Source organism: Kitasatospora purpeofusca, assembly GCF_000718025.1.
GTDB lineage: Bacteria > Actinomycetota > Actinomycetes > Streptomycetales > Streptomycetaceae > Kitasatospora > Kitasatospora purpeofusca.
Map to the genome: position 1 here is coordinate 1 of NZ_JODS01000045.1, position 19,083 is coordinate 19,083.

The 19,083-nt window shown below is 70.9% G+C and carries 22 protein-coding genes and 1 pseudogene; 16 read left to right on the forward strand and 7 right to left on the reverse strand.

Features of this window, described 5'->3' with window-relative positions; all coding sequences use genetic code 11:
* Positions 1-402: 402 nt before the first annotated feature.
* The 3 genes from IF01_RS0137705 to IF01_RS0137715 are packed head-to-tail and all read right to left on the reverse strand — an operon-like array spanning position 403 to position 3,482.
* Positions 403-1,536: an FAD-binding oxidoreductase gene (locus IF01_RS0137705; RefSeq protein WP_030398146.1), complete on the reverse strand. Its 1,134-nt coding sequence runs from the start codon at positions 1,534-1,536 to the stop codon at positions 403-405.
* A gap of 42 nt (positions 1,537-1,578) precedes the next feature.
* Positions 1,579-3,066, reverse strand: coding sequence for a phytoene desaturase family protein (locus tag IF01_RS0137710; protein WP_030398147.1), 1,488 nt, complete (start codon positions 3,064-3,066; stop codon positions 1,579-1,581).
* The gene (locus IF01_RS0137715; protein WP_030398148.1) at positions 3,063-3,482 is read right to left on the reverse strand and encodes a nuclear transport factor 2 family protein; all 420 of its coding nucleotides are present in this window, start codon (positions 3,480-3,482) and stop codon (positions 3,063-3,065) included. Before IF01_RS0137715 ends, IF01_RS0137710 begins: the two co-directional genes overlap by 4 nt.
* A 123-nt stretch (positions 3,483-3,605) precedes the next feature.
* Between IF01_RS0137715 and IF01_RS0137720 the strand changes: the two genes are divergently transcribed.
* On the forward strand, positions 3,606-4,172 hold the full coding sequence (locus IF01_RS0137720) for a PadR family transcriptional regulator (protein WP_030398149.1): 567 nt from the start codon (positions 3,606-3,608) through the stop codon (positions 4,170-4,172).
* 54 nt (positions 4,173-4,226) lie between these two features.
* On the opposite strand, the gene IF01_RS0137725 is transcribed toward IF01_RS0137720, so the two are convergent.
* Positions 4,227-5,735 (reverse strand): MFS transporter, encoded by a 1,509-nt coding sequence (locus IF01_RS0137725; protein WP_030398150.1) that lies wholly within the window; start codon positions 5,733-5,735, stop codon positions 4,227-4,229.
* On the opposite strand from IF01_RS0137725, the gene IF01_RS0137730 reads away from it, so the two are divergent.
* Positions 5,729-6,319, forward strand: coding sequence for an anthrone oxygenase family protein (locus tag IF01_RS0137730; RefSeq protein WP_244215762.1), 591 nt, complete (start codon positions 5,729-5,731; stop codon positions 6,317-6,319). The two genes, IF01_RS0137725 and IF01_RS0137730, sit on opposite strands and share 7 nt — an antisense overlap.
* Here IF01_RS0137730 and IF01_RS48745 read toward each other — a convergent pair.
* The 3 genes from IF01_RS48745 to IF01_RS0137740 all read right to left on the reverse strand — a co-directional run bounded on the left by IF01_RS48745 (position 6,268) and on the right by IF01_RS0137740 (position 7,873).
* A complete protein-coding gene (locus IF01_RS48745; protein WP_157855461.1) occupies positions 6,268-6,489 on the reverse strand; it encodes a DUF6059 family protein in 222 nt (73 codons plus the stop codon). The two genes, IF01_RS0137730 and IF01_RS48745, sit on opposite strands and share 52 nt — an antisense overlap.
* Before the next feature lie 74 nt (positions 6,490-6,563).
* Positions 6,564-7,406, reverse strand: a complete 843-nt coding sequence (locus IF01_RS0137735; RefSeq protein ID WP_078880668.1) for an AfsR/SARP family transcriptional regulator — start codon at positions 7,404-7,406, stop codon at positions 6,564-6,566.
* The gene (locus IF01_RS0137740; protein ID WP_094745740.1) at positions 7,403-7,873 is read right to left on the reverse strand and encodes a flavin reductase family protein; all 471 of its coding nucleotides are present in this window, start codon (positions 7,871-7,873) and stop codon (positions 7,403-7,405) included. Before IF01_RS0137740 ends, IF01_RS0137735 begins: the two co-directional genes overlap by 4 nt.
* A 490-nt stretch (positions 7,874-8,363) precedes the next feature.
* On the opposite strand from IF01_RS0137740, the gene IF01_RS0137745 reads away from it, so the two are divergent.
* The 14 genes and pseudogenes from IF01_RS0137745 to IF01_RS0137810 all read left to right on the forward strand — a co-directional run bounded on the left by IF01_RS0137745 (position 8,364) and on the right by IF01_RS0137810 (position 19,054).
* The gene (locus IF01_RS0137745) at positions 8,364-8,690 is read left to right on the forward strand and encodes a TcmI family type II polyketide cyclase (RefSeq protein ID WP_030398154.1); all 327 of its coding nucleotides are present in this window, start codon (positions 8,364-8,366) and stop codon (positions 8,688-8,690) included.
* A gap of 90 nt (positions 8,691-8,780) precedes the next feature.
* Complete coding sequence (locus IF01_RS0137750; RefSeq protein WP_244215763.1) at positions 8,781-9,185, forward strand: cupin domain-containing protein; 405 nt, start codon at positions 8,781-8,783, stop codon at positions 9,183-9,185.
* Positions 9,182-10,459 carry a beta-ketoacyl-[acyl-carrier-protein] synthase family protein gene (locus IF01_RS0137755; RefSeq protein ID WP_030398156.1) on the forward strand — a complete coding sequence of 426 codons (1,278 nt, stop codon included), beginning with the start codon at positions 9,182-9,184 and terminating at the stop codon, positions 10,457-10,459. Before IF01_RS0137750 ends, IF01_RS0137755 begins: the two co-directional genes overlap by 4 nt.
* 46 nt (positions 10,460-10,505) lie before the next feature.
* Entirely contained in the window at positions 10,506-11,702 is a 1,197-nt protein-coding gene (locus IF01_RS0137760) for a ketosynthase chain-length factor (protein ID WP_375341023.1), read from the forward strand.
* A gap of 50 nt (positions 11,703-11,752) precedes the next feature.
* Positions 11,753-11,947, forward strand: a pseudogene (locus IF01_RS50605) (acyl carrier protein); the annotation flags it as partial.
* Between the two features lie 39 nt (positions 11,948-11,986).
* The gene (locus IF01_RS50610) at positions 11,987-12,472 is read left to right on the forward strand and encodes an SRPBCC family protein (RefSeq protein ID WP_030398158.1); all 486 of its coding nucleotides are present in this window, start codon (positions 11,987-11,989) and stop codon (positions 12,470-12,472) included.
* Entirely contained in the window at positions 12,469-13,215 is a 747-nt protein-coding gene (locus tag IF01_RS0137770; RefSeq protein WP_030398159.1) for an SDR family oxidoreductase, read from the forward strand. The genes IF01_RS50610 and IF01_RS0137770 overlap by 4 nt, the downstream gene beginning before the upstream one ends.
* 40 nt (positions 13,216-13,255) lie before the next feature.
* Positions 13,256-13,561, forward strand: a complete 306-nt coding sequence (locus IF01_RS0137775; RefSeq protein WP_063764407.1) for a putative quinol monooxygenase — start codon at positions 13,256-13,258, stop codon at positions 13,559-13,561.
* Positions 13,558-13,878 (forward strand): antibiotic biosynthesis monooxygenase family protein, encoded by a 321-nt coding sequence (locus IF01_RS0137780; RefSeq protein WP_157855462.1) that lies wholly within the window; start codon positions 13,558-13,560, stop codon positions 13,876-13,878. Before IF01_RS0137775 ends, IF01_RS0137780 begins: the two co-directional genes overlap by 4 nt.
* Positions 13,879-13,892: 14 nt before the next feature.
* Entirely contained in the window at positions 13,893-15,128 is a 1,236-nt protein-coding gene (locus IF01_RS0137785; RefSeq protein WP_051756990.1) for an FAD-dependent monooxygenase, read from the forward strand.
* An 8-nt stretch (positions 15,129-15,136) separates the two neighbouring features.
* Complete coding sequence (locus tag IF01_RS42990; protein WP_037782710.1) at positions 15,137-15,601, forward strand: anthrone oxygenase family protein; 465 nt, start codon at positions 15,137-15,139, stop codon at positions 15,599-15,601.
* 102 nt (positions 15,602-15,703) lie between these two features.
* Positions 15,704-16,537 (forward strand): SDR family NAD(P)-dependent oxidoreductase, encoded by an 834-nt coding sequence (locus IF01_RS0137800; RefSeq protein WP_051756994.1) that lies wholly within the window; start codon positions 15,704-15,706, stop codon positions 16,535-16,537.
* 147 nt (positions 16,538-16,684) lie between these two features.
* Positions 16,685-17,227, forward strand: coding sequence for a cupin domain-containing protein (locus IF01_RS0137805; RefSeq protein WP_051756995.1), 543 nt, complete (start codon positions 16,685-16,687; stop codon positions 17,225-17,227).
* A gap of 120 nt (positions 17,228-17,347) precedes the next feature.
* Entirely contained in the window at positions 17,348-19,054 is a 1,707-nt protein-coding gene (locus tag IF01_RS0137810) for an NAD(P)/FAD-dependent oxidoreductase (protein ID WP_063764405.1), read from the forward strand.
* Positions 19,055-19,083: the final 29 nt, after the last annotated feature.

Consider the following 19,083-nt stretch of genomic DNA (forward strand, 5'->3'; position numbering starts at 1 on the left):
TGTTGAGTTCTCAAGGAACGGACACTTCCTTCAGGCGGCTTTCACACCGGCCCTCCGGGCGCTTCGTTCTTTCGTGTTTCAAGCTTATCAGATGTTTTCTGCTCCGTTTTCCGGAGTTTCATTCGTCCGACTCGCCGGTGTCTTCTGCGGCTTGGCGCCCCGTCCGACGTTCCGAACTGTAGCCGACCCCCGCTCCGAAAAGCGAATCCGGCCGCAATCCCCACAAATGGACACGACAAAGAAACCCGAAGCCGGGTGACGATGTTATTTCCAGAGAATTGGCCGCCCCGGGACCGTCCGCGCGGTTGCGTGTCCGGTGCTCCCTGTCGAGCGACTTAAAAACACTACCCCTCCCCCGCGGTCAGGGCAAGTCACTGCCGGTGACGGGCCCGAGCCGGCGGGTCAGAGGTCGAGTTCGGTGTCCGTGATCGGGTAGGCGACGCAGGAGTGGGTGTAGCCGAAGCGTTCGTCGGACAGGCGGAGGCGGGCCTCGGTGGCGGTGTGGACGTGGCCCTTGACCACCCGGATCCGGCAGAGGCCGCATTCACCGGAGCGGCAGGCGGCCTCGGGGCGGATACCGGCGTCCTCCAGGGCGTCGAGCAGCGGCCGGTCCCGGCGGGTGCGGAAGGTCCGGCCGCGGGCGGTGACGTCGACCTCGGTCGCCGGGTCGGTGGCGGTCGGCCAGTGGGGCTGGGTGGTGGGGTCGGCGGGGGCGCCGTTGGCCTCGAAGCGGATCCGGCGGCGGGGGTGGCCCAGGTCCGCGAGCTGGCGCAGGGCATAGGGGTAGAGGGCCTGCGGTCCGCAGACGTAGACGGTGCGGCCGGCGAGCGGTCCGGCGAGGGCCTCGACCAGGGCGCCGGTGAGCAGACCGGTGGGTCCGGTCCAGTCGGCGGCGGCGTGCTGGACGACATGGTGGACGTGGATGTCCGGGTGGGTGGCGGCGAGGACGTCGAGTTCGGTGCGGAAGACGATGTCCTCGGCGCTGCGGGAGCCGTACAGCAGGTGGAAGCGGCGGGACAGGCCCCGGTCGGCGATCTCGCGGACCATGCTCATCGCCGGGACGACGCCGGAGCCGCCGGCGAGGAAGACGACGTCCTCGCCGTGGAAGAGCGGGTTGTGGTGGAAGGTCCCGGCGGGACCGGTGGTGGTGAGGGTGTCGCCGGGCGCGAGGGTGTCGATCAGGTGGTTGCTGATCCGCCCGCCGGGCACCCGGCGCACGGTCAGGTCCCAGTGGTCGGCCCGGGCGGGGCTGGACGCGATGGCGTAGGGGCGGTTGGTGCCGTCGGCGAACACCCCGACGTACTGGCCGGCGAGGAAGGGCGGCAGGTCGCCGCCGTCGGGGCGGCGGAGCCGGAAGGTGCTGGTGCTGACGGTCTCGGTGACGATCTCGGCCACGGTGAGGCGCAGCCGCCGGGGATGGTGGGCGTCGACGGCGGCGGTGCTCGCGGCGGGGTCGGTGGCGTGGTGCGGGCGGGCTTCGAGATCGGCCCGCACCGCGTCGTGCTCGTCGAAGTGGGGGGCGATGGGGTGGCTCACGGGCGTTCTCCAACCTGGTGCGGGCGGGCAGAGGGGCCGGGCTCAGGCCGCGTCCCTGGCGCGGAGCAGGCGGCGGGCGACGCGGGCGCCGGCCTCGAGGGTGGGCTGGAAGCCGCCCGGTCCGGCCCAGGAGCCGGCCAGGTGCAGTCCGGGGACGTGGCTGCGGCGTTCGCTGTTGCGGAAGAGCCAGCCCTCGGTGCGGTCCTGGTCGTAGCCGTAGATCGCGCCGCCGGGGTGGCCGAGGTAGCGGGCCATGGTGAGCGGGGTGGCGACGTCGACCTCCTCGATCGCGTCGCGGATGCCGGGGGCGACCGCCTCGACCCGGTCGAGCAGGGTCTGCGCGTAGGCGAACTTGGTCCGGGCGTAGTCGGCGGGCGGGATCTTCGCCCAGTGCTCCCCGTACTGGAGGGTCATCAGGCTGACGTGGGTGGCGCCGGACGGGGCGAAGCCGATCGGGGCCACGTCGTAGGAGGTGACGCAGATGCCGCGGGCGGGTTCCAGGGTGCGGGTGGCGGCGTAGGTGCGCTCCTCGTCCTCGTCGGCGTGGACGAAGGTGGTGCTGGTGGTGAAGCCGAGTTCGGCGGGCGTGGCGGCGAGGCCCATGTGCAGGACGACACCGGAGACGCCGGTCCGGCGGGTGGCGAGGTCCTCGCGGACGGCGGCGGGGACGGCGTCCTCGCCGAGCATCGCGTAGGTGACCGGGAGCGAGGCGTTGGAGACGACGTCGCGGGCGGTGACCTCCTCGCCGTCGTCCAGCCGGACGCCGGTCACCCGGCCGTGCTCGGTGAGCAGGGCGGTGGCGGCGGTGTTGAACCGCACCTGTCCGCCGGCGCCGAGGAAGGAGTCGAGGATCGCGGTGGACAGCGCCTGGGACCCGCCCACGAGGTGCCAGGGCTTGTACTCCAGGTAGGCGTAGAGGGTGAGCGCGAGGTCCTGGAAGGCGAGCCGGGAGGGCGGCTGGCCGAGGTAGGTCCAGTAGGTGCCGAGCACAGACTTCGGGCCGGGGTCGTCGAAGAACTCGTCGAGGACGTCCTTGACCGGGCGCAGCCCGTACCGGAACAGCACCGGGTCGACCTGCTCGGGCGGCATGCCGCGGATCGCCGCGATCTGCCAGAAGGTGACGTCCTTGACCAGTTGGAGGAAGCGTTCGATCCGGTCCCGGTTGCCGGGGAAGGCCGCCGCCAGGGCCTCGGTCGTGCCCTGCCAGTCGGCGGGCAGGGTGACGTCGTAGCGGCCGGGGACGACGGCCCGGTAGAGGTCGTGCTCCTCGACGAACTCCAGCTTGTCGCTGACGCCGAGCCGGTCGAAGAGTCCGCGGAGGGTGAAGGGCTGCCCCTCGGCGCCGACGCCGGAGAGCTGGTGCAGGGCGACCTCGAACTCGAAGCGGCCGCGGCGGAAGGAGGTGGCGCAGCCGCCGGGCAGATTGTGCCGCTCGACCAGCAGGGTGCGCAGGCCGGCGAGCTGGAGGCTGGTGGCGGCGGTCAGCCCGGCGTTGCCGGCGCCGATGACGACGGCGTCGAAGTCGCTCACCGGTCGGCCGGCCCGGCCGCGTCCGCCGCCTCGGCTGCCTCGGCGGCGATCCGGTCGAACTCGGCGGCCATCGCGGCGGCGAGCGCCTGCGCGCCGGAGAGCGGACGGACCATCACGGTGAGCTCGTCGATCCTCCCGTCCTCGTCGAGGTGGAGGAAGTCGCACCCCTGGAGCTGCTTGCCGCCCACGGTGGCGGTGAAGACGAGGGCGTGGTCGCGTCCGTCGGGGTCGCCGATCTCGCGGACGTAGGCGAAGTCCTCGAAGACGCGCAGCACGCCGCGCAGGATCGCGCCGGTGATCGCCTTGCCGGGGTAGGGCTTGAACGCGACGGGGCTGGTGAACACCACGTTCTCGGCGAGGAGATCGATCATGGCCTGGGCGTCGCGGTCCTCGACCGCCTTGCGGAAGGGGTGCATGGGGAGGCCTCCGGTCCCTAGTCATCGAATTGAGTAGGTGTACCGGCGAGTATGGGGCGGTCGGTGACGCACTGTCCATAGCCATTAGTCGCCTTGTTGACTAGTGGCTGCTAGCGTGACCGCATGGCTTTGCGGCACGCGGTGATGGCTGCCCTCCTGGAGGGCGAGGCCTCCGGCTACGACCTCTCCAAGGGCTTCGACGCCTCGGTGGCGAACTTCTGGATGGCCACCCCGCAGCAGCTCTACCGGGAGCTGGACCGGATGGAGTCCGCCGGCCTCATCTCGGCCCGGGTGGTCGAGCAGGAGCGTCGCCCCAACAAGCGCCTCTTCTCCCTCACCGAGGCCGGACTCGCCGCCGTCCACGCCTACACCGCCGAGCACACCGACAAGCCGACCACCATCCGCGACGAGCTGATGGTGAAGGTCCAGAGCGTCGACGCCGGTGACGCCGTAGCCGTCCGCGCGGCCGTGGCCGAACGCCTGGAGTGGGCCCGCCGCAAGCTCGCCCGCTACGAGCGGCTGCAGGCCAAGCTCCTCGACGGCCGCACCGAGGAGCAGCACCTCGCCGAGGCCGAGCGCGTCGGCCCCTACCTCACCCTGCTGCGCGGCATGGCCTTCGAGCGCGAGAACATCCGCTGGTCCGAGACCGCCCTCCAGGTCCTCGCCGCCCGCACCGCCTTCCACGGCTGACCGGCACGGGCACCACGGCCGCGACCGGGCGGCGCCCGCCCCCCCGGTGTCCGCTCAGGCGCGCGAGCGCGGTGCGGGCTGCCGACTGCCGGCGGCCACCACGAGGAGCATGATCAGCGCGCCCACGACGAACACCAGCGCCCCGGCGACCAGCGCCCGTGTGAAGCCGTAGGTCATGGCCTCCTGTGCCTGGACCACGAGCGCGGTGTCACCCTGGTCCACGGCGTCGAAGTACACCGCGCCCGCCCGCTTCAGGTGGGTGTCCGCGAACGTCGCCGCCAGCAGGGCCAGGCCGGCGACTCCGAAGGCACCCCCGATCTGCTGCGCGGTGTTGAGCAGGCCCGACGCGCTGCCCGAGTCCGCCTCGCCGACACCTCGCATCGCACTGAGCGTCAGCGGCACGAAGGAGCAGCCGAGTCCGGCGGCGGTGACGAACATGGCGGGCATCAGCGTGCCGACGTAGGAGGAGTGCGGGGTGATCCGGCTCAGCCAGAGCATTCCGGCCGCGGCGACCATCAGGCCAGGCCCGGCCACCAGCCGGGGCGGCAACTTGGCCACGAGCTTCGAGGCGACCGGGGCCATCATGCCGATGCCGGCGCTGAACGGCAGGTAGGCCAGGCCCGTCTTGACCGCCCCGTAGTCCAGGACGTGCTGCATGTAGAGGGTCAGGAAGTAGAAGGTCGAGAACATACCGAAACCGGCAGTGAAAATAGTCGCGTACGTACCGGCCCGGCCGCGGTCCCGCAGGATGTGCAGAGGCAGCATGGGGTGGTCGATGCGGGCCTGCCGCTCCATGAACAGCACCAGGAGTACCGCGGCGACCGCCAGATAGATCGCCGTCACCAGGCCGGTCCAGTGGGTCTGTCCGCCACGGGTGACGCCGTAGATCAGACAGAGCAGACCGGACGTGCCGGCCGCCGCGCCGACGAGGTCGAGCCGGCCATGGTCGCGGTCGGCCTCCTCGAGCGCCGTCGTTCCGGCCAGTACCGCAATGCCGATGGGGATGTTGACCAGCAGTACCCAGCGCCAGTCGAGGTACTCGGTGAGGAGGCCGCCGAGGATCAGTCCCAGGACCGACCCGACCCCGGCCATGGCGGCATACGTCCCCATGGCCCGGTTGCGCAGCTTGCCCTCGGGGAAGTTCGTCGCGATCAGTGCGAGCGCCGTGGGCGCCGCAACAGCCGCGCCCACGCCCTGGAACACCCGGGCGCAGATGAGCAGCGCCGCGTTCGGGGCCAGGCCGCCCAGCACCGAGGCGAGCACGAAGATCACCAGGCCGAGGCGGAACATCCGGCGGCGGCCGAGGAGGTCGCCGGCCCGGCCGCCGAGAAGCATCAGACCGCCGAAGGTGACTGCGTACGCGTTGACCACCCAGGCCAGGTTCCCGTCGGAGATGTCCAGCCCGGTCTGGATACTGGGCAGTGCGATGTTCACGATGGTGGCGTCGAGGATCACCATCAGTTCCGCCCCGGCGATCACCAGCAGGGCGAGCAGCGGACTACGGCTGAACCCCGACGGGGCCGCCGCCCCCGGGCTCGTCTCGGCCGGAACTGCTGATGACATGGGACCTCCTGGTCATGGCCCCCGCTACCCTGGACGTCCGCGTCCTCGTGCGCCTTGTGCAGCAAGAGCCGAATTACTCAACTAAGGGAAGACTGATGCGTGTTCGCATAACCAAAGGCATCGCGGTCACCACGACCGGACTGCTCGCCGGCGCGTTCGGCTACGGCGCGGTCAACCTGGGACCGACGTTCTGGAAGGTGCCGCTCGACATGCGGCTGTCCTTCCACGCCGAGCTGATGAAGATGAACTCTCCGGTGATGCTGACCGCGATGGGAGCCGCCGCCCTCAGTTCCCTCGCGCTGGCCCTGCAGACGAGCGGCGCGGAGCGACGGCTGGCGGTCGGAGCGACGGCGCTGACCGGTGTGTCGTTCCTGGTCACGCGCTTCGGCAATGTGCCGATCAACGCACAGATCAAGGAATGGGCGGTTACCTCGCCGCCGGCCGACTACATCGAGATCCTGCACCGATGGGACCTCTTCAACCGTACGCGGACCACCACGGCAGTCGTGGCCCTCGTCCTGCTCGTCATCGCTCAGATCGGATTCAGCCCGCGTCCGACCTGCGCCTCCACGCCCTCCAACTGACGGGCCAGGGCTCTCTCCGTGTCCGTCAAAGGCACGTTGTGCGACATGCGTTCGGGATGGCCCGGTGCCGGCTCGCCGACGTCCGGGGCGGGGACGTAGTAGTGGCACTGACCGTAGGTGATGATCGCATTCGCACAGAATCGCAGCACAGACTTCAGGGACAGGCTCATGGAAACATCGTGGCTGCATGCGGAAAAGCAGGGATTAAGCCCGGATGACGTCGCGCCCGGCCGACGCGCTTTGCTCAGGCGGAGGCCCGCAGTGACGCGTGGAACACCCGGTCGTCGGCGAGCACGGCCTGATGGGCCGTACGCAGCTCCAGCCCCGGCTCGATCCCGAGCTCCTCGATGAGCTGCGCCCGGGTGCGCCGGTAGGCGGCGAGGGCGTCACCGCTGCGACCGCTGCGGTGGAGCACCGCCATGAGCCGGGCACAGAATCCCTCGCTGAGCGGGTTCTCCGCCGCCAGCCTGCTGAGCTCACCGATCAGTTCGAGGTGGCGGCCGAGTTGCAGGTCGAGGTCGATGCGCCGCTTGAGCGCGCTCAACCACGCCTCGTCGTACTGCAGTGCGGTGCCGGAGAGTGCCGAGCTCTCGCGCAGCCCTTCCAAGGTCGGACCCCGACGGAGGCCGAGTGCTTCCCGGTACTGCCGGGAGGCCAGTTCGTGGTGGCCCATCGACGCCGACTCCGCGGCCAGCACGCACAGCCGGTCGAAGCACACGGTGTCGAGGATGCCCTCGTTGACCTGGAGCTGGTAGCCCGGTGCCCGGGTGTGCAGGGTGCACCATCGGCCGCCGAGGTCGCAGCGGACCAGGAACTTGCGCAGTTGTGAGACGTACACGCGAAGCGCGGCGAGCGCGGTGGCCGGCGGCTCGTCGCCCCACAGTTCACGGATCAGCGCCTCGTTGGACACGGTAGCGTTCGGCCTGATCAACAGGGCTGCCAGGAGCTGGCGCAGCTTGCGCTGGGGCAGGAGGACCTCGGCGGACCCGACGACGATCTCCAGCGGACCCAGCAACTGGAAGGCCACGCCGCGGGGGGTACTGTCCCGCAGGTCACAGGTCGGCGGCCGCTCGGAGGTCACCATCATCCCAGCACCTCCAGACGGGGGTGGGCGCTGCGGAAGAACGTCAGCGGCTGCTCCTCGCGCAGCAGACCGAGGTCCACGACCTCGCCGACGATGATGACGTGGTCGCCGCCCGGGAACATGGTGTGCAGCCGGCAGTCGAGAAAGGCCAGCGCGTCGCCGAGCACCGGTGAGCCGGTCGCACCCGGCCTGTACGGCAGGTCGCAGAAGTCGGCGGTGTCGCGGCGGGCGAAGGCGCGGCACAGGCCGGCCTGGTCCGACGCCAGGATGTTGACGGCGAAGGCTCCGGCGGACTCGACGGCGGCAAGCGCCCGCGAATCCTTGTGCACGCAGAAGAGCACCAGCGCGGGATCGAGCGAGACCGAGGTGAACGAATTCACCGTCACCCCCACCGGATCTCCTCCGCCCTCCCCCAGACACGTAATCACCGCGACACCGGTCGGATAACGACCGCAAACCTCCCGGAGCATCCGCGCCTCCACGGGCGCAGATCCCCTTTCGTCGGTTGCGGAGACAATCGAGCTGTCCACGTGACTCCCCCTAGGAATACCGCACTTGACTCTCGCCGGCGCAACGACGGACGCCGGTGACGGGCAGTGCGGGGATCGACGATAACGATCCGATGCCGCCACCGCCTACGTCCCAAAGGGGGAGGCCGGGCGTACTTTCGGCCGAGGCGCCCGCACCGCAGGGCCATGCCGGAGCGCATAAGCCCAGCTCAAGGATCGACAAAGGCTGTCCTCCGAGCTGGGGCGACGCCACACACTGGGCAATCCCGGAGCACCGGAGAGTGAGCCGGGACCGGCGAAGCCGCTCCGGGGGTCCGGGCTCCCGACCGCACCCCCGGTCAATCCCTGTCATTCCCCCGGGTTTTCCCCGCCCTCATCCTCGCTTTATCGGACCGAGTGAACATGTTTTTGCCGGCCCCGGAGGTCCGGCCCAGGAACGGAAGGACAAGAAATGCGCAGCACTCTCATCGTGGCTCGCATGAAGCCGTCCGCCGCGGCCGACGTGAAGCGCATCTTCGCCGAGTCCGACGCCGGCGAACTTCCTCATCTGATCGGCGTGAAGGAACGCAGACTGTTCCGCTTCCACGATCTCTACCTGCATTACATGGCATCCGACGAGGATGTGCGCGAACCGATCTCGGAGCTGAAGGGCCATGAGCTCTTCGTCGATGTCAGCGAGCGGCTGAGCCCCCACATCGCGGCATACGACCCCGAGACCTGGCGCAGTCCTCAGGACGCCATGGCCCACGAGTTCTACACCTGGCGCGCGGAGGGCTGAAGCAGCCCGCGCTTCACATGCCCCGGTGGCGGAACGCCACCGGGCGGGGGACCGCACACCACCGGTGCGGGGCAACGAGAGGAGACTGGCGTGGCCAGCGAAGGAATGACCAAGATCGCAGCGAAGGACGTCGAGTCCAACCGGCGTCGGGGCGGCGACCTGCGTACGCTGCTCAGCCCGGCCAACGCGGCCGCCACCGCAGGCTTCATGGGGGTTCTCACCCTGCTGCCCGGTGAGGTCGTCACCGAGCACTACCACCCGTACTCGGAGGAGTTCCTCTACCTCGTGAGCGGGGAACTGCTGGCGAAGATCAACGGGGAGCCGGTCCCGCTGCTCGCGGGCGAGGCGCTGCACCTCCAGATCAACGTGCGCCACCGGCTGGAGAACCACGGTACGGAGCCGGCCTTCATGGTGTTCCAGCTGGGACCGCTGGCACCCCGGCCCGAACTCGGCCACGTCGACACCGAGCCGCTGCCGGGAGAGGAGTCCGCGTGACCCCCCGCAAAGCCGTCGTCACCGGAATCGGTGTGATGGCGCCGGGTGGCGTGGGCACCAAGGCCTTCTGGCAGCTGCTGACCGACGGCCGCACGGCCACTCGCGCCATCTCCCACTTCGACGCTTCGGCGTTCCGTTCCAGGATCGCGGCGGAGTGCGACTTCGACCCGGCCGCCGCGGGGCTCACCCCCGAGGAGATCCTGCGCATGGACCGCGCGGCGCAGTTCGTCGTGGTCGCCGCCCGAGAGGCCCTCGCGGACAGCGGCGCTCCGGCCGATCAGGTGGAGCCGCACCGCATCGGCGTCTCGATCGGCAGCGCGGTGGGCAGCACCACCATGCTGGAGCAGCAGTACGTCCAGGTCAGCGATCGCGGCGGCAACTGGGTCGTCGACGCCTCGAACGTGTATCCGCACCTGTACGGGGCCCTGGTGCCCAGTACGCTCGCGGCCGAGGTGGCGTGGACGGCGGGAGCGCAGGGTCCGGTCCGGATGGGATCGACGGGCTGCACCTCGGGGCTCGACTCCGTGGCGCAGGGCGCGCAGCTGATCGAGGACGGGCTGGCCGACGTCGTCCTGGCCGGTGCCACCGACGCGCCCATCTCGCCCATCACCGTCGCCTGCTTCGACGCGATCAGGGCGACCTCGCCCAACAACGAGGACCCCGAACACGCGTCGCGGCCCTTCGACCGGGACCGGGACGGCTTCGTCCTCGGCGAGGGCGCCGCCGTCCTGGTCCTGGAGGACGAGGAGTCCGCCCGGCGCCGCGGCGCGCGGATCTACTGCGAGGTCGCCGGCTACGCACAGCGCAGCAACGCGTTCCACATGACCGGCCTGCGCCCGGACGGCAAGGAGCTGGCCGAGGCCGTACGGGTGGCGCTCGACCGCGCCAGGCTGCCCGCCGACGCCGTGGACTACGTCAACGCCCACGGCTCCGGAACCCGGCAGAACGACAAGCACGAGACGGCCGCGGTGAAGGTCTCCCTCGGGGACCACGCCCACCGCGTACCGATGAGTTCGATCAAATCGATGGTGGGTCACTCCCTGGGCGCGATCGGCGCCCTGGAGGTCGCCGCCTGCGCCCTCGCCATCGACCGGAACACGATTCCGCCCACCGCCAACCTGCACCACACCGATCCCGAACTCGGCCTGGACTACGTGCCCCTGACGGCCCGTGAGCAACGGACGGACACCGTGCTGAGTGTGGGCAGCGGCTTCGGCGGATTCCAGACGGCGATGGTGCTCACCGCACCCGGGAAGGGGACGTACCGTGGCTGACCCGACGACGGCTGCGCGCCGCGCAGTGGTCACCGGAATCTCTGCGGTGGCACCCAACGGCCTGGGGACGAAGGAGTTCTGGGCGGCCGTACTGGAAGGCCGCAGCGGACTCGGCCCGGTCACGCACTTCGCGGCGGACGGCTTCCCGGTGCGTACGGTCGGCGAGGTCTTCGCGGACGACACGCTGCCCGGCGTGGACCCCCGGCTGGCGGTGCAGACCGACCGCTGGAGCCAATTCGCCCTGCTGGCCACCGAGGAGGCGCTGGCCGACGCCGGCGTACGGCCGCAGGAGTTCTCCCCGTACGACCTCGCCGTCATCACGGCGTCGTCCTCCGGCGGCAACGCCTTCGGCCAGCGCGAGATCGCAGCCCTGTGGTCGAAGGGCCCCCGGCACGTCGGTCCGTACCAGTCGATCGCCTGGTTCTACGCTGCCACCACCGGCCAGCTGTCCATCCGGCACGGCATGAAGGGGCCCTGCGGGGTGTCCGTGGCCGAGCAGGCCGGCGGACTCGATGCGATCGCGCAGGCCCGGCGCGCTCTCCTGCACGGCGACGCCGCGCTCGTCCTGACCGGCGGCACGGAAGCCCCGCTGAGCCCGTACGCGCTGGCCTGCCAGACGGCCTCGGGGCGGCTGAGCCGGAGCGCGGATCCGGAGCGCGCATACCTCCCGTTCGACGCGGCCGCCCACGGCCACGTGCCCGGCGAGGGCGGTGCGATCCTCGTGCTGGAGGACGAGGAGGGCGCCCGGGCCCGGGGTGTCGAGGCCCCTTACGGGGAGATCGCCGGCCACGGAGCCACCTTCGATCCCGCCCCCGGCACCCCCGGGGCCAGCTCGTCCGGTGCCTTGAGCCGGGCCGTCCGGCTCGCGCTGGCCGACGCCGGGGTCCGTCCGGAGGAGGTCGACGTCGTCTTCGCCGACGCGGCCGGGACACCCGAACTCGACCGTGCCGAGGCCGACAGCCTGTCCGAGGTGTTCGGACCGTTCGGGGTCCCCGTGACGGCGCCCAAGGCACGGTACGGGCGGCTCTACGCGGGCGGTGCGCCACTCGACGTCGTCACCGCGCTGCTGAGCCTGCAGGAGCAGGTGATCCCGCCGACCGGGCCGGGCACGGTCGCGGACGCCGGGTACGGCGTCGACCTGGTGGCGGAGCCACGGGCGGCCCGGCTGCGCACCGCCCTGGTCATCGCCCGCGGCCACGGCGGCTTCAACTCCGCCCTCGTCGTCCGGTCCCTCACCCAGTGACGACCGACCCGACCGACCCCGACCCCGTGACATCGAAAGGACCCCGCTCCATGACCGCGGCCCCCCTTGACTACGAAGAGTTCCTGACCATCGTCGCAGCGTGCACCGGCGTTCCGCTGGAGAGCCTCCGGACCGACGACCCGACCCTGACCATCGACGACCTGGGCGTCGACTCGCTGGGTCTGATCAACGTCCTGACCGAGGTGGAGAACCGGTACGACATCCGCCTCGACGCCGAAGGCCTCACCCGCTTCCCGGAGATCTGCGCCCTGATCAACGAGCAGCTGCGACCGGCGCCCGCGCGCACCGAGAACAGTGTCGTGATCGACGCGCCGTTCGACCTGCTCTGGGACATGACCAACGACGTGGCGAACTGGCCGAACCTGTTCAGCGAGTACGCGACCGCCGAGATCCTGGACCAGCACGGTGACACCGTGCGGTTCCGGCTCGCCCTGCACCCCGACGACGACGGGAAGGTGTGGAGCTGGGTCTCCGAGCGGGTCATGGACCGTGGGAACGGGACCGTCAGGGCCCACCGCGTCGAGACCGGCCCCTTCGAGTTCATGGACATCCACTGGGCCTACGTCCAGATCGACGCGGGTGTGTCGATGCGCTGGGTGCAGGAGTTCCGGATGAAGCCGGACGCTCCGCTGGACGACACCGGCATGACCCACCGCATCAACGCGAACTCGAAGGTCCAGATGGCGCTCATCAAGGAGCGGGTGGAGGCGGCGGCCCGCGCCAACGCCGCGACGGCGGTGGCCCGATGACCGCGGTCGACTTCGGCCTCAAGGGCAGGCACGCCCTGGTCACCGGCGGGGCCCGCGGCATCGGGCGGGCCACCGTGCTCGCGCTGGCCGCCCAGGGCGTCGCGGTGACGGCCTGCTACGTCAACGAGAGCGAGCAGGTCGAGTCGCTGCGCCGGGAACTCGCAGCCACGGGTGCCCGGGGGACCCTCGTCCGCTGCGACATCACCGACCACGAGCAGGCCGCCAGGCTGTCCGCCGAGACGCACGAGCGGTACGGAGCCATCGACGTCGTCGTGAACAACGCCGGCGTCATCAGCCACCTCCCACTGACGGACCTGGCCCCCGACGAGTGGCACCGCATCCTCGACACCAACCTGTCGGGCATGTACCACGTGATCCGCGGGGCGCTACCGTACCTCGCGGACACCGCGTCCATCGTCAACATCAGCTCCGCCGTGGCACATCACGGCATGCCCGGCGCCTCCCACTACGTGGCGTCCAAGGCCGGTGTGATGGGTCTGACCCGGGCGCTGGCCAAGGAGCTCGGCCCGCGCGGAGTCCGCGTCAACTGCATCGCCTCCGGACTGGTCGAGACGGACCAGATGAAGGCCGTCTCCGCCGAGGGACGGGCCGCCTACGAGCAGCGGATCTCGCTGCGGCGGCTCGGCGACCCGGCCGACATCGCCGACGCGGTGCTCTTCCTCGCCTCGGACTCCGCCCGCTACGTCGCCGGCGCCACGCTCGACGTCGACGGCGGCATCTGACCCGGGGAGGCCGAACACCGTGCTCCGCACCGTGTTGGAGATGACTGTCCGGGAGGGCTGCGGGGACGAATTCCGCGCGGCCTGGCTGGAGACCGCACAGGCCACCGCGGCACTACCGGGCTGTGTCGCCCAGTCGCTGCTACGGGACCCGCGCAACCCACGGACCCACCTGGTCATGGCGGACTGGTCCGACCTGGCCGCGCTGGAGTCCTTCCAGAACAGCCCCGAGAGGGAGCGGCTCAGCACTCGCCTGGAGCCGTTCCGTGAATCCGCCCACAAGCACGTGCTCGATCTCGTCGAGCACGTGGTCGCGGGCACCGCATCAACGAGAGGTGGTCCGTCGTGACCGTACGAATCATGGTTTCCGCCCGCGTCCAGGAGAAGGACCTGGAGGCGTTCGAAGCGGCCTACCGGCAGGTCACCGCCGTGGTGAAGGGCACCCCCGGCCACCTGCGCGACGAGCTGCTGCGGGACGCGGAGCAGCCCGGCCGGTACATCCTGCTCGCCGAGTGGGAGAGCGAGGCGGCGTTCCGCGCCTGGGAGGACGCCCCGTCCCACCGCGAGATGGCGGCCCCGATGTACCCGTACTGGAGCGGCGGCGAGATCGAGCGGCGCATCTTCGACCTGCGCGCGCGCCTCGACAGCGTGCCGTCCCAGATCTGAGCGGACCGCCGACCATGACGACCATCCGCAAGGCCCTGGTGATCGGGGCGGGCATCGGCGGGCTCACCACGGCGGCGGGTCTGCTCCGGCAGGGCATCGACTGCGAGGTCTTCGAAGCGCGTCCCACTCCGGGGCGGCTGCTGACCGGCGGCGGTTTCATGCTCTGGCACAACGCCTTCCTGGCACTGCGCCGGATCGGGCTCGACGAAGCCGTCGCCGCCGACGCGGTGCGCATGCGCTTCCACGAGTTCCGGTCCGACTCCGGATGGCGTCTGGCCCGGTGGCGGCTGGACGGACCGACCGCGCGGGCCGGTGCACCGGCCTGCGCGCTGCGGCGGTCCACGCTGCACACGGTGCTCACCGAGGCGGTCGGTGAGCACCGGATCCACCTCAGTCGCCGGTTCACCGGTCACACCGAGGATGCCGACGGTGTCACCGCGCACTTCGAGGACGGCTCCACAGCTCGCGGCGACGTGCTGATCGGCGCGGACGGGCTGCGTTCCACCGTGCGCACGACCATGCGCAACGGGTTCGAGCCGCCGCCCCGCTACGCCGGCTACACGGCTTGGCAGGCCATCACCCAGCTGCCCGGCGAGTCCCTGGTGCCCACGGGGACGTTCTTCAATCTGTGGGGCAAGGGCGGACTGCGCTTCCTGTACTGCCGGCTGAACGAGCACGAGGTCTACTGGGACGCGATCACCAGTGACCGGGCGGGCGGGCGGATCGACACCCTCCGCCTGCCGCGCGGAGCGGCACTGGCGGCGGCGTACCGGGACTGGCCGGACCCGATCCGGCGGATCATCTCCTCCACCGACGAGCAGGCGATCCTTCCGGTGCCCATCCACGACCGGCCGCCGACCGGCGGCTGGAGCAAGGGCCGGGCGGTGCTCGTCGGTGACGCCGCCCACCCGATGACCCTGAACCTCAGCCAGGGAGCGGGCCAGGCCATCGAGAGCGGTGTGGTACTCGCCGACATGCTGGGGCGCTGTGAACCGGGGGCCGTGCCCGCCACGCTGCGGGCGTTCGAGTCCGCCAGGCGGGCACGGGCCGCGGACATGGTGACGACCTCCTGGCGGATCGGAACGCTGGGGCTCGCGCACAACGGTCCGTTGTGCCGGTTGCGTGACGTCATGATGTTCACGTTCTTCGACTCGGTCGCGCGCAACCAGAGCTACTCACTGATGCTGGACGACCGGCTCGAACGGACTCCCCTGCGGATCGCCGAGCCGCTCGGCCACGAGGCGGGGTGAACCGGGACATGCTGCCCGTCCTTCTTGCGATCGTCTTCGTCCTGTGCACGGGCGTCCTCGCGGGCGCCCTGCTCGCGGTGGAGCGTGCCGTGGTGCCGATGCTGCTGCGGCTGCCCCGGCAGACCTGGTCCGACGTGCACCGGCTGCTCGACCCGGGCTTCGACCCGCTGATGCCGATCGTCAACAAGGTGGCCCTGGCCGCCGGTCTGGGACTCGCCGTCCTGGCCCCCGGCGCCGCCGCGAAGGTCGCCTTCGCGGCGGCGCTGGCCGGGGTGGTGGGCGTCGCCCTGGTGTCGGAACTGCGCAACGTGCGGATGAACCGGCGGATCGACGGCTGGGCCGCGGCCGGGGAGATCCCCGACGGCTGGGACTCGCTGCGCGCCCGGTGGGCGCGCGCCAATCTGCTCCGGACCGTCCTCGCGGGCCTGGCGTTCTGCGTCTCGCTCGGCGGCTGCTGGCTGGCGTGGGCCTGATCGGGCCCGTCCGCCCCACCGCACCCCGCCGCTCCCATGTCATCCCCCGTACTCCGTCCGCCGTGCGACGAGTACCCCTTCCTGAACCGAGGAGTCGATCCGGTGAATCCCTCGCACGAGGAGCGCGAACCGCTTGCAACCGCCACCGAGGCCGCGGTGCCGGCACCCGAGTCCCCTGAGTTCGCGGGCCGGGTCGCCCTGGTCACCGGTGCCGCGCGCGGCATCGGCGCGGCCACCGCCCGCCTCCTGGCAGCGCGGGGAGCCCGCGTGGCGGTCAACTACCATCGGAGCGCGGAGCCGGCCGAGGAGGTCGTGGCCGCGATCCGGCAGCGCGGTGGCGAGGCAGTGGCCGTCCAGGGTGACGTCACCGACCCGGACGGGGTGGCCGCTCTGGTCGCGACCGTCGGGGCCGAGTTGGGCCCGATCGACGTCCTGGTGCTCAACGCCGCCGGCCTGGGTGCCCATGAGGCGCGCATCGCCCCCGTCGCGGACCTGGGCTGGCAGGACCTGGAGCACGTGGTCAACCAGCAGCTCAAGGCGCTGTTCCTGACCGCAAAGGCCGTGCTGCCCGACATGATCGCCCGGCGCGGCGGGTCGGTGGTGGCGGTCGGAGCAGCGCTCGCGCGCCGGCCGGCGCCGCGGTTCCTGCCGCTGACCGTCGCCAAGGCGGGCGTGGAGGCCGCCGTACGCACGCTGGCACTCGAAGCGGGCCCGCACGGAGTACGGGTCAACGCGGTGGAACCGAACCTCGTCCTCACCGAGCTCGCCCGCTTCATCCCCGAGGAGGCGCGCAAGGCGGCCGCCGACCGCGCCGCACTGCGGCGCAACGGTACTCCCGAGGACATCGCCGAGGTCATCGCCTTCCTCGCCTCCGACCGTGCCTCGTACCTCACGGGCAGTTGCCTGGTCGCGGACGGCGGTACGGCACTGGCCTGAACCGTCCCGACCGACCGACGGGACCGTGCCACCCGCCGTCGGGCCCCGTCCCCGCCCCCGCTCTGCTTCCACCGCTCTGCTGCCACCGGTCGCCCGACCGGCGGCCGGCCGTCCGCCACCGGACGACCCGAACGAAAGGAACCAACCATGTCGAAGACCGACCGGAAAGTCGTCAGCCGGGACGACGTCGAACCCGTCTGCTGGTTCGGCGAGGAGGGCCGGTTCCTGCTCCGCAAGGAGGACACCGGCGGCCTGTACAGCTTCTACCAGATCACCACGCAGCCGGGCAGCGGCCCGCCGCTGCACGTCCACGAGACCGCCGACGAAGCGTTCTTCGTGAACAAGGGCACCTACGAGTTCGAGGTCGGTGGGGTCACCGAGAGGATCGGTGAAGGCACCGTCATCTACGGTCCGCGCGGCGTGCCGCACCGCTTCCTCAACATCGGTGACGAGCCGGGCCAGTTGCTGGTCATCGCGACGCCGGGTGGCGTGGAGAACTTCTTCATCGGACTGTCCGAGCTCGTCTCCGGCGGCGGCATGCCGGACTGGGAGAAGATGCAGCAACTCGCCAACGACAACGAGATGCGCGGCTTCATGCCGCAGCCGGGCGCCCGCGGTGACGTGTCCGGTCCGCCGACCGGGCTCCACGGCAGGCCCGGTGCCCCGGCCGGCGCGCCCGCCCGCGGCTGACCCGCCCCCGGACCCCGGCCGGGGCGGCGCGTCGTTCCGCGCCGCCCCGGCCGTCCCCGTTCCTCTCCGGCGCACATCACGGTGCCGCTCATCCGCTCCCGTCCGATCAGGAGGACAACCATGCCCGGACAACCCTCCGGCAACCGCGCCGGCCTGCGGCCGGCCACGCCGCCCGACCGCCACGACGTGATCATTCTGGGTTCCGGCATCGCCGGCTCGACCTTGGGCGCCATCCTCGCCAAGCAGGGCGTCTCGGTCCTGCTCCTCGACGGCGGTATCCATCCCCGGTTCGCCGTGGGCGAGTCGACGACGCTCTACACCCTGAAGGTCTTCCGGCTGCTCGCCCGCCGCTACGGCATCCCCGAGCTGGAGTCGCTGACCTCGTCCGAGGGCATCCGCGACGACATCGCACCGACCTCCGGTACCAAGCGGCACTTCGGCTTCATCCGGCACGAGGAGGGCAAGGAGCCCGACCCCGCCGAGTTCCTCCAGTTCAGCCCGCCGTCCAAGGCACTGCAGACCGGTCACCTGTTCCGCCAGGACACCGACGCCTACCTCTTCCACACGGCCATCCGCTACGGCTGCACCGTCCGACAGGCGTTCCACGTCGAGGACGTGGAACTGGCCGACGACCATGTCGCCGTGGTCGGCAAGGGCGGCGAGCGGTACGAGGGCCGCTACCTGGTGGACGCCAGCGGCTTCCGCTCCCCGATCGCCGGGAAGCTCGGACTCCGCAAGGGTCCGGAGTCGCTCAAGCACCACTCCCGCTCGATGTTCACCCACATGCTGGGCGTCCGTCCGACCGACGAATGCCTGCGCGTGGGACCCGAGGACGCACCCCCGATCCCGTGGGTCGAGGGCACCATGCACCACCTCTTCGACCGCGGCTGGTTCTGGTCGATCCCCTTCAACAACTACCCGGGCTCCAAGAACCCCCTGGTCAGCGTCGGACTCACGCTCGACGAGCGGATGTATCCGAAGAACCGCGACATCACCCCGGAGGAGGAGTTCCGCAGTTTCGCGGCTCGCTTCCCGGCCGTCGAGCGGCTGTTCGCGGACGCCCGCACCGTGCGGCCGTGGATCTCGGCCGACCGGATCCAGTACACCTCGTCCAAGACCGTCGGCCACCGCTGGTGCCTCATGTCTCACGCGGCCGGTTTCATCGACCCGTTGTACTCGCGCGGCCTCACCAACACCGGCGAAGTGGTCAACTCGCTCGCGTGGCGGCTGCTCGACGCGCTCGCCGAGGACGACTTCGACGAGGAGCGCTTCCGGTACGTCGACGAGCTCCAGCAGGGCCTGGTCCGGTACAACGACGAGCTGGTCAACTGCTCCTTCATCTCATTCCAGGACCACTCTCTGTGGAACGCCGTCTACCGCGTCTGGTGCGCGGCCGAAGTGCCGATCAACCTGCGCTTCGACCGCTTCACCGAGCGCTTCGAGGAGTCCAGCCACGACGGTGTGCTGCGCGCGATGGAGGAGGCCGCCCACCCCGGCCTGCCCGTCCCCGGATCCTCCGGGTACAAAGCCCTGTTCGACGACATGGTGGAGATCTGCGAGGCGGTCGACCGGGGGGAGCGTACCGCTGCCGACGCCGGCGCCGAACTGACCGCCAAGGTGATCGGCTCCCCGGTGGTCCTGGACCACCTGGGCATGCGCGACCCGGACCGTCGATTCATCTACCCGATGCCCGACGACCTGCGCCGGATGGCGAAGTGGCTGCGCCACGACGGCCCCGACGAGCTGCGCTACCTGACCGCCGGTGTGGACGTGCGGGGGGCCTCACTCCCGGCCGAACCTGATGTCGAGAACGCTCTGCCGCACTGACGCGGCTCTGGACACGGCGACGGGCGGCC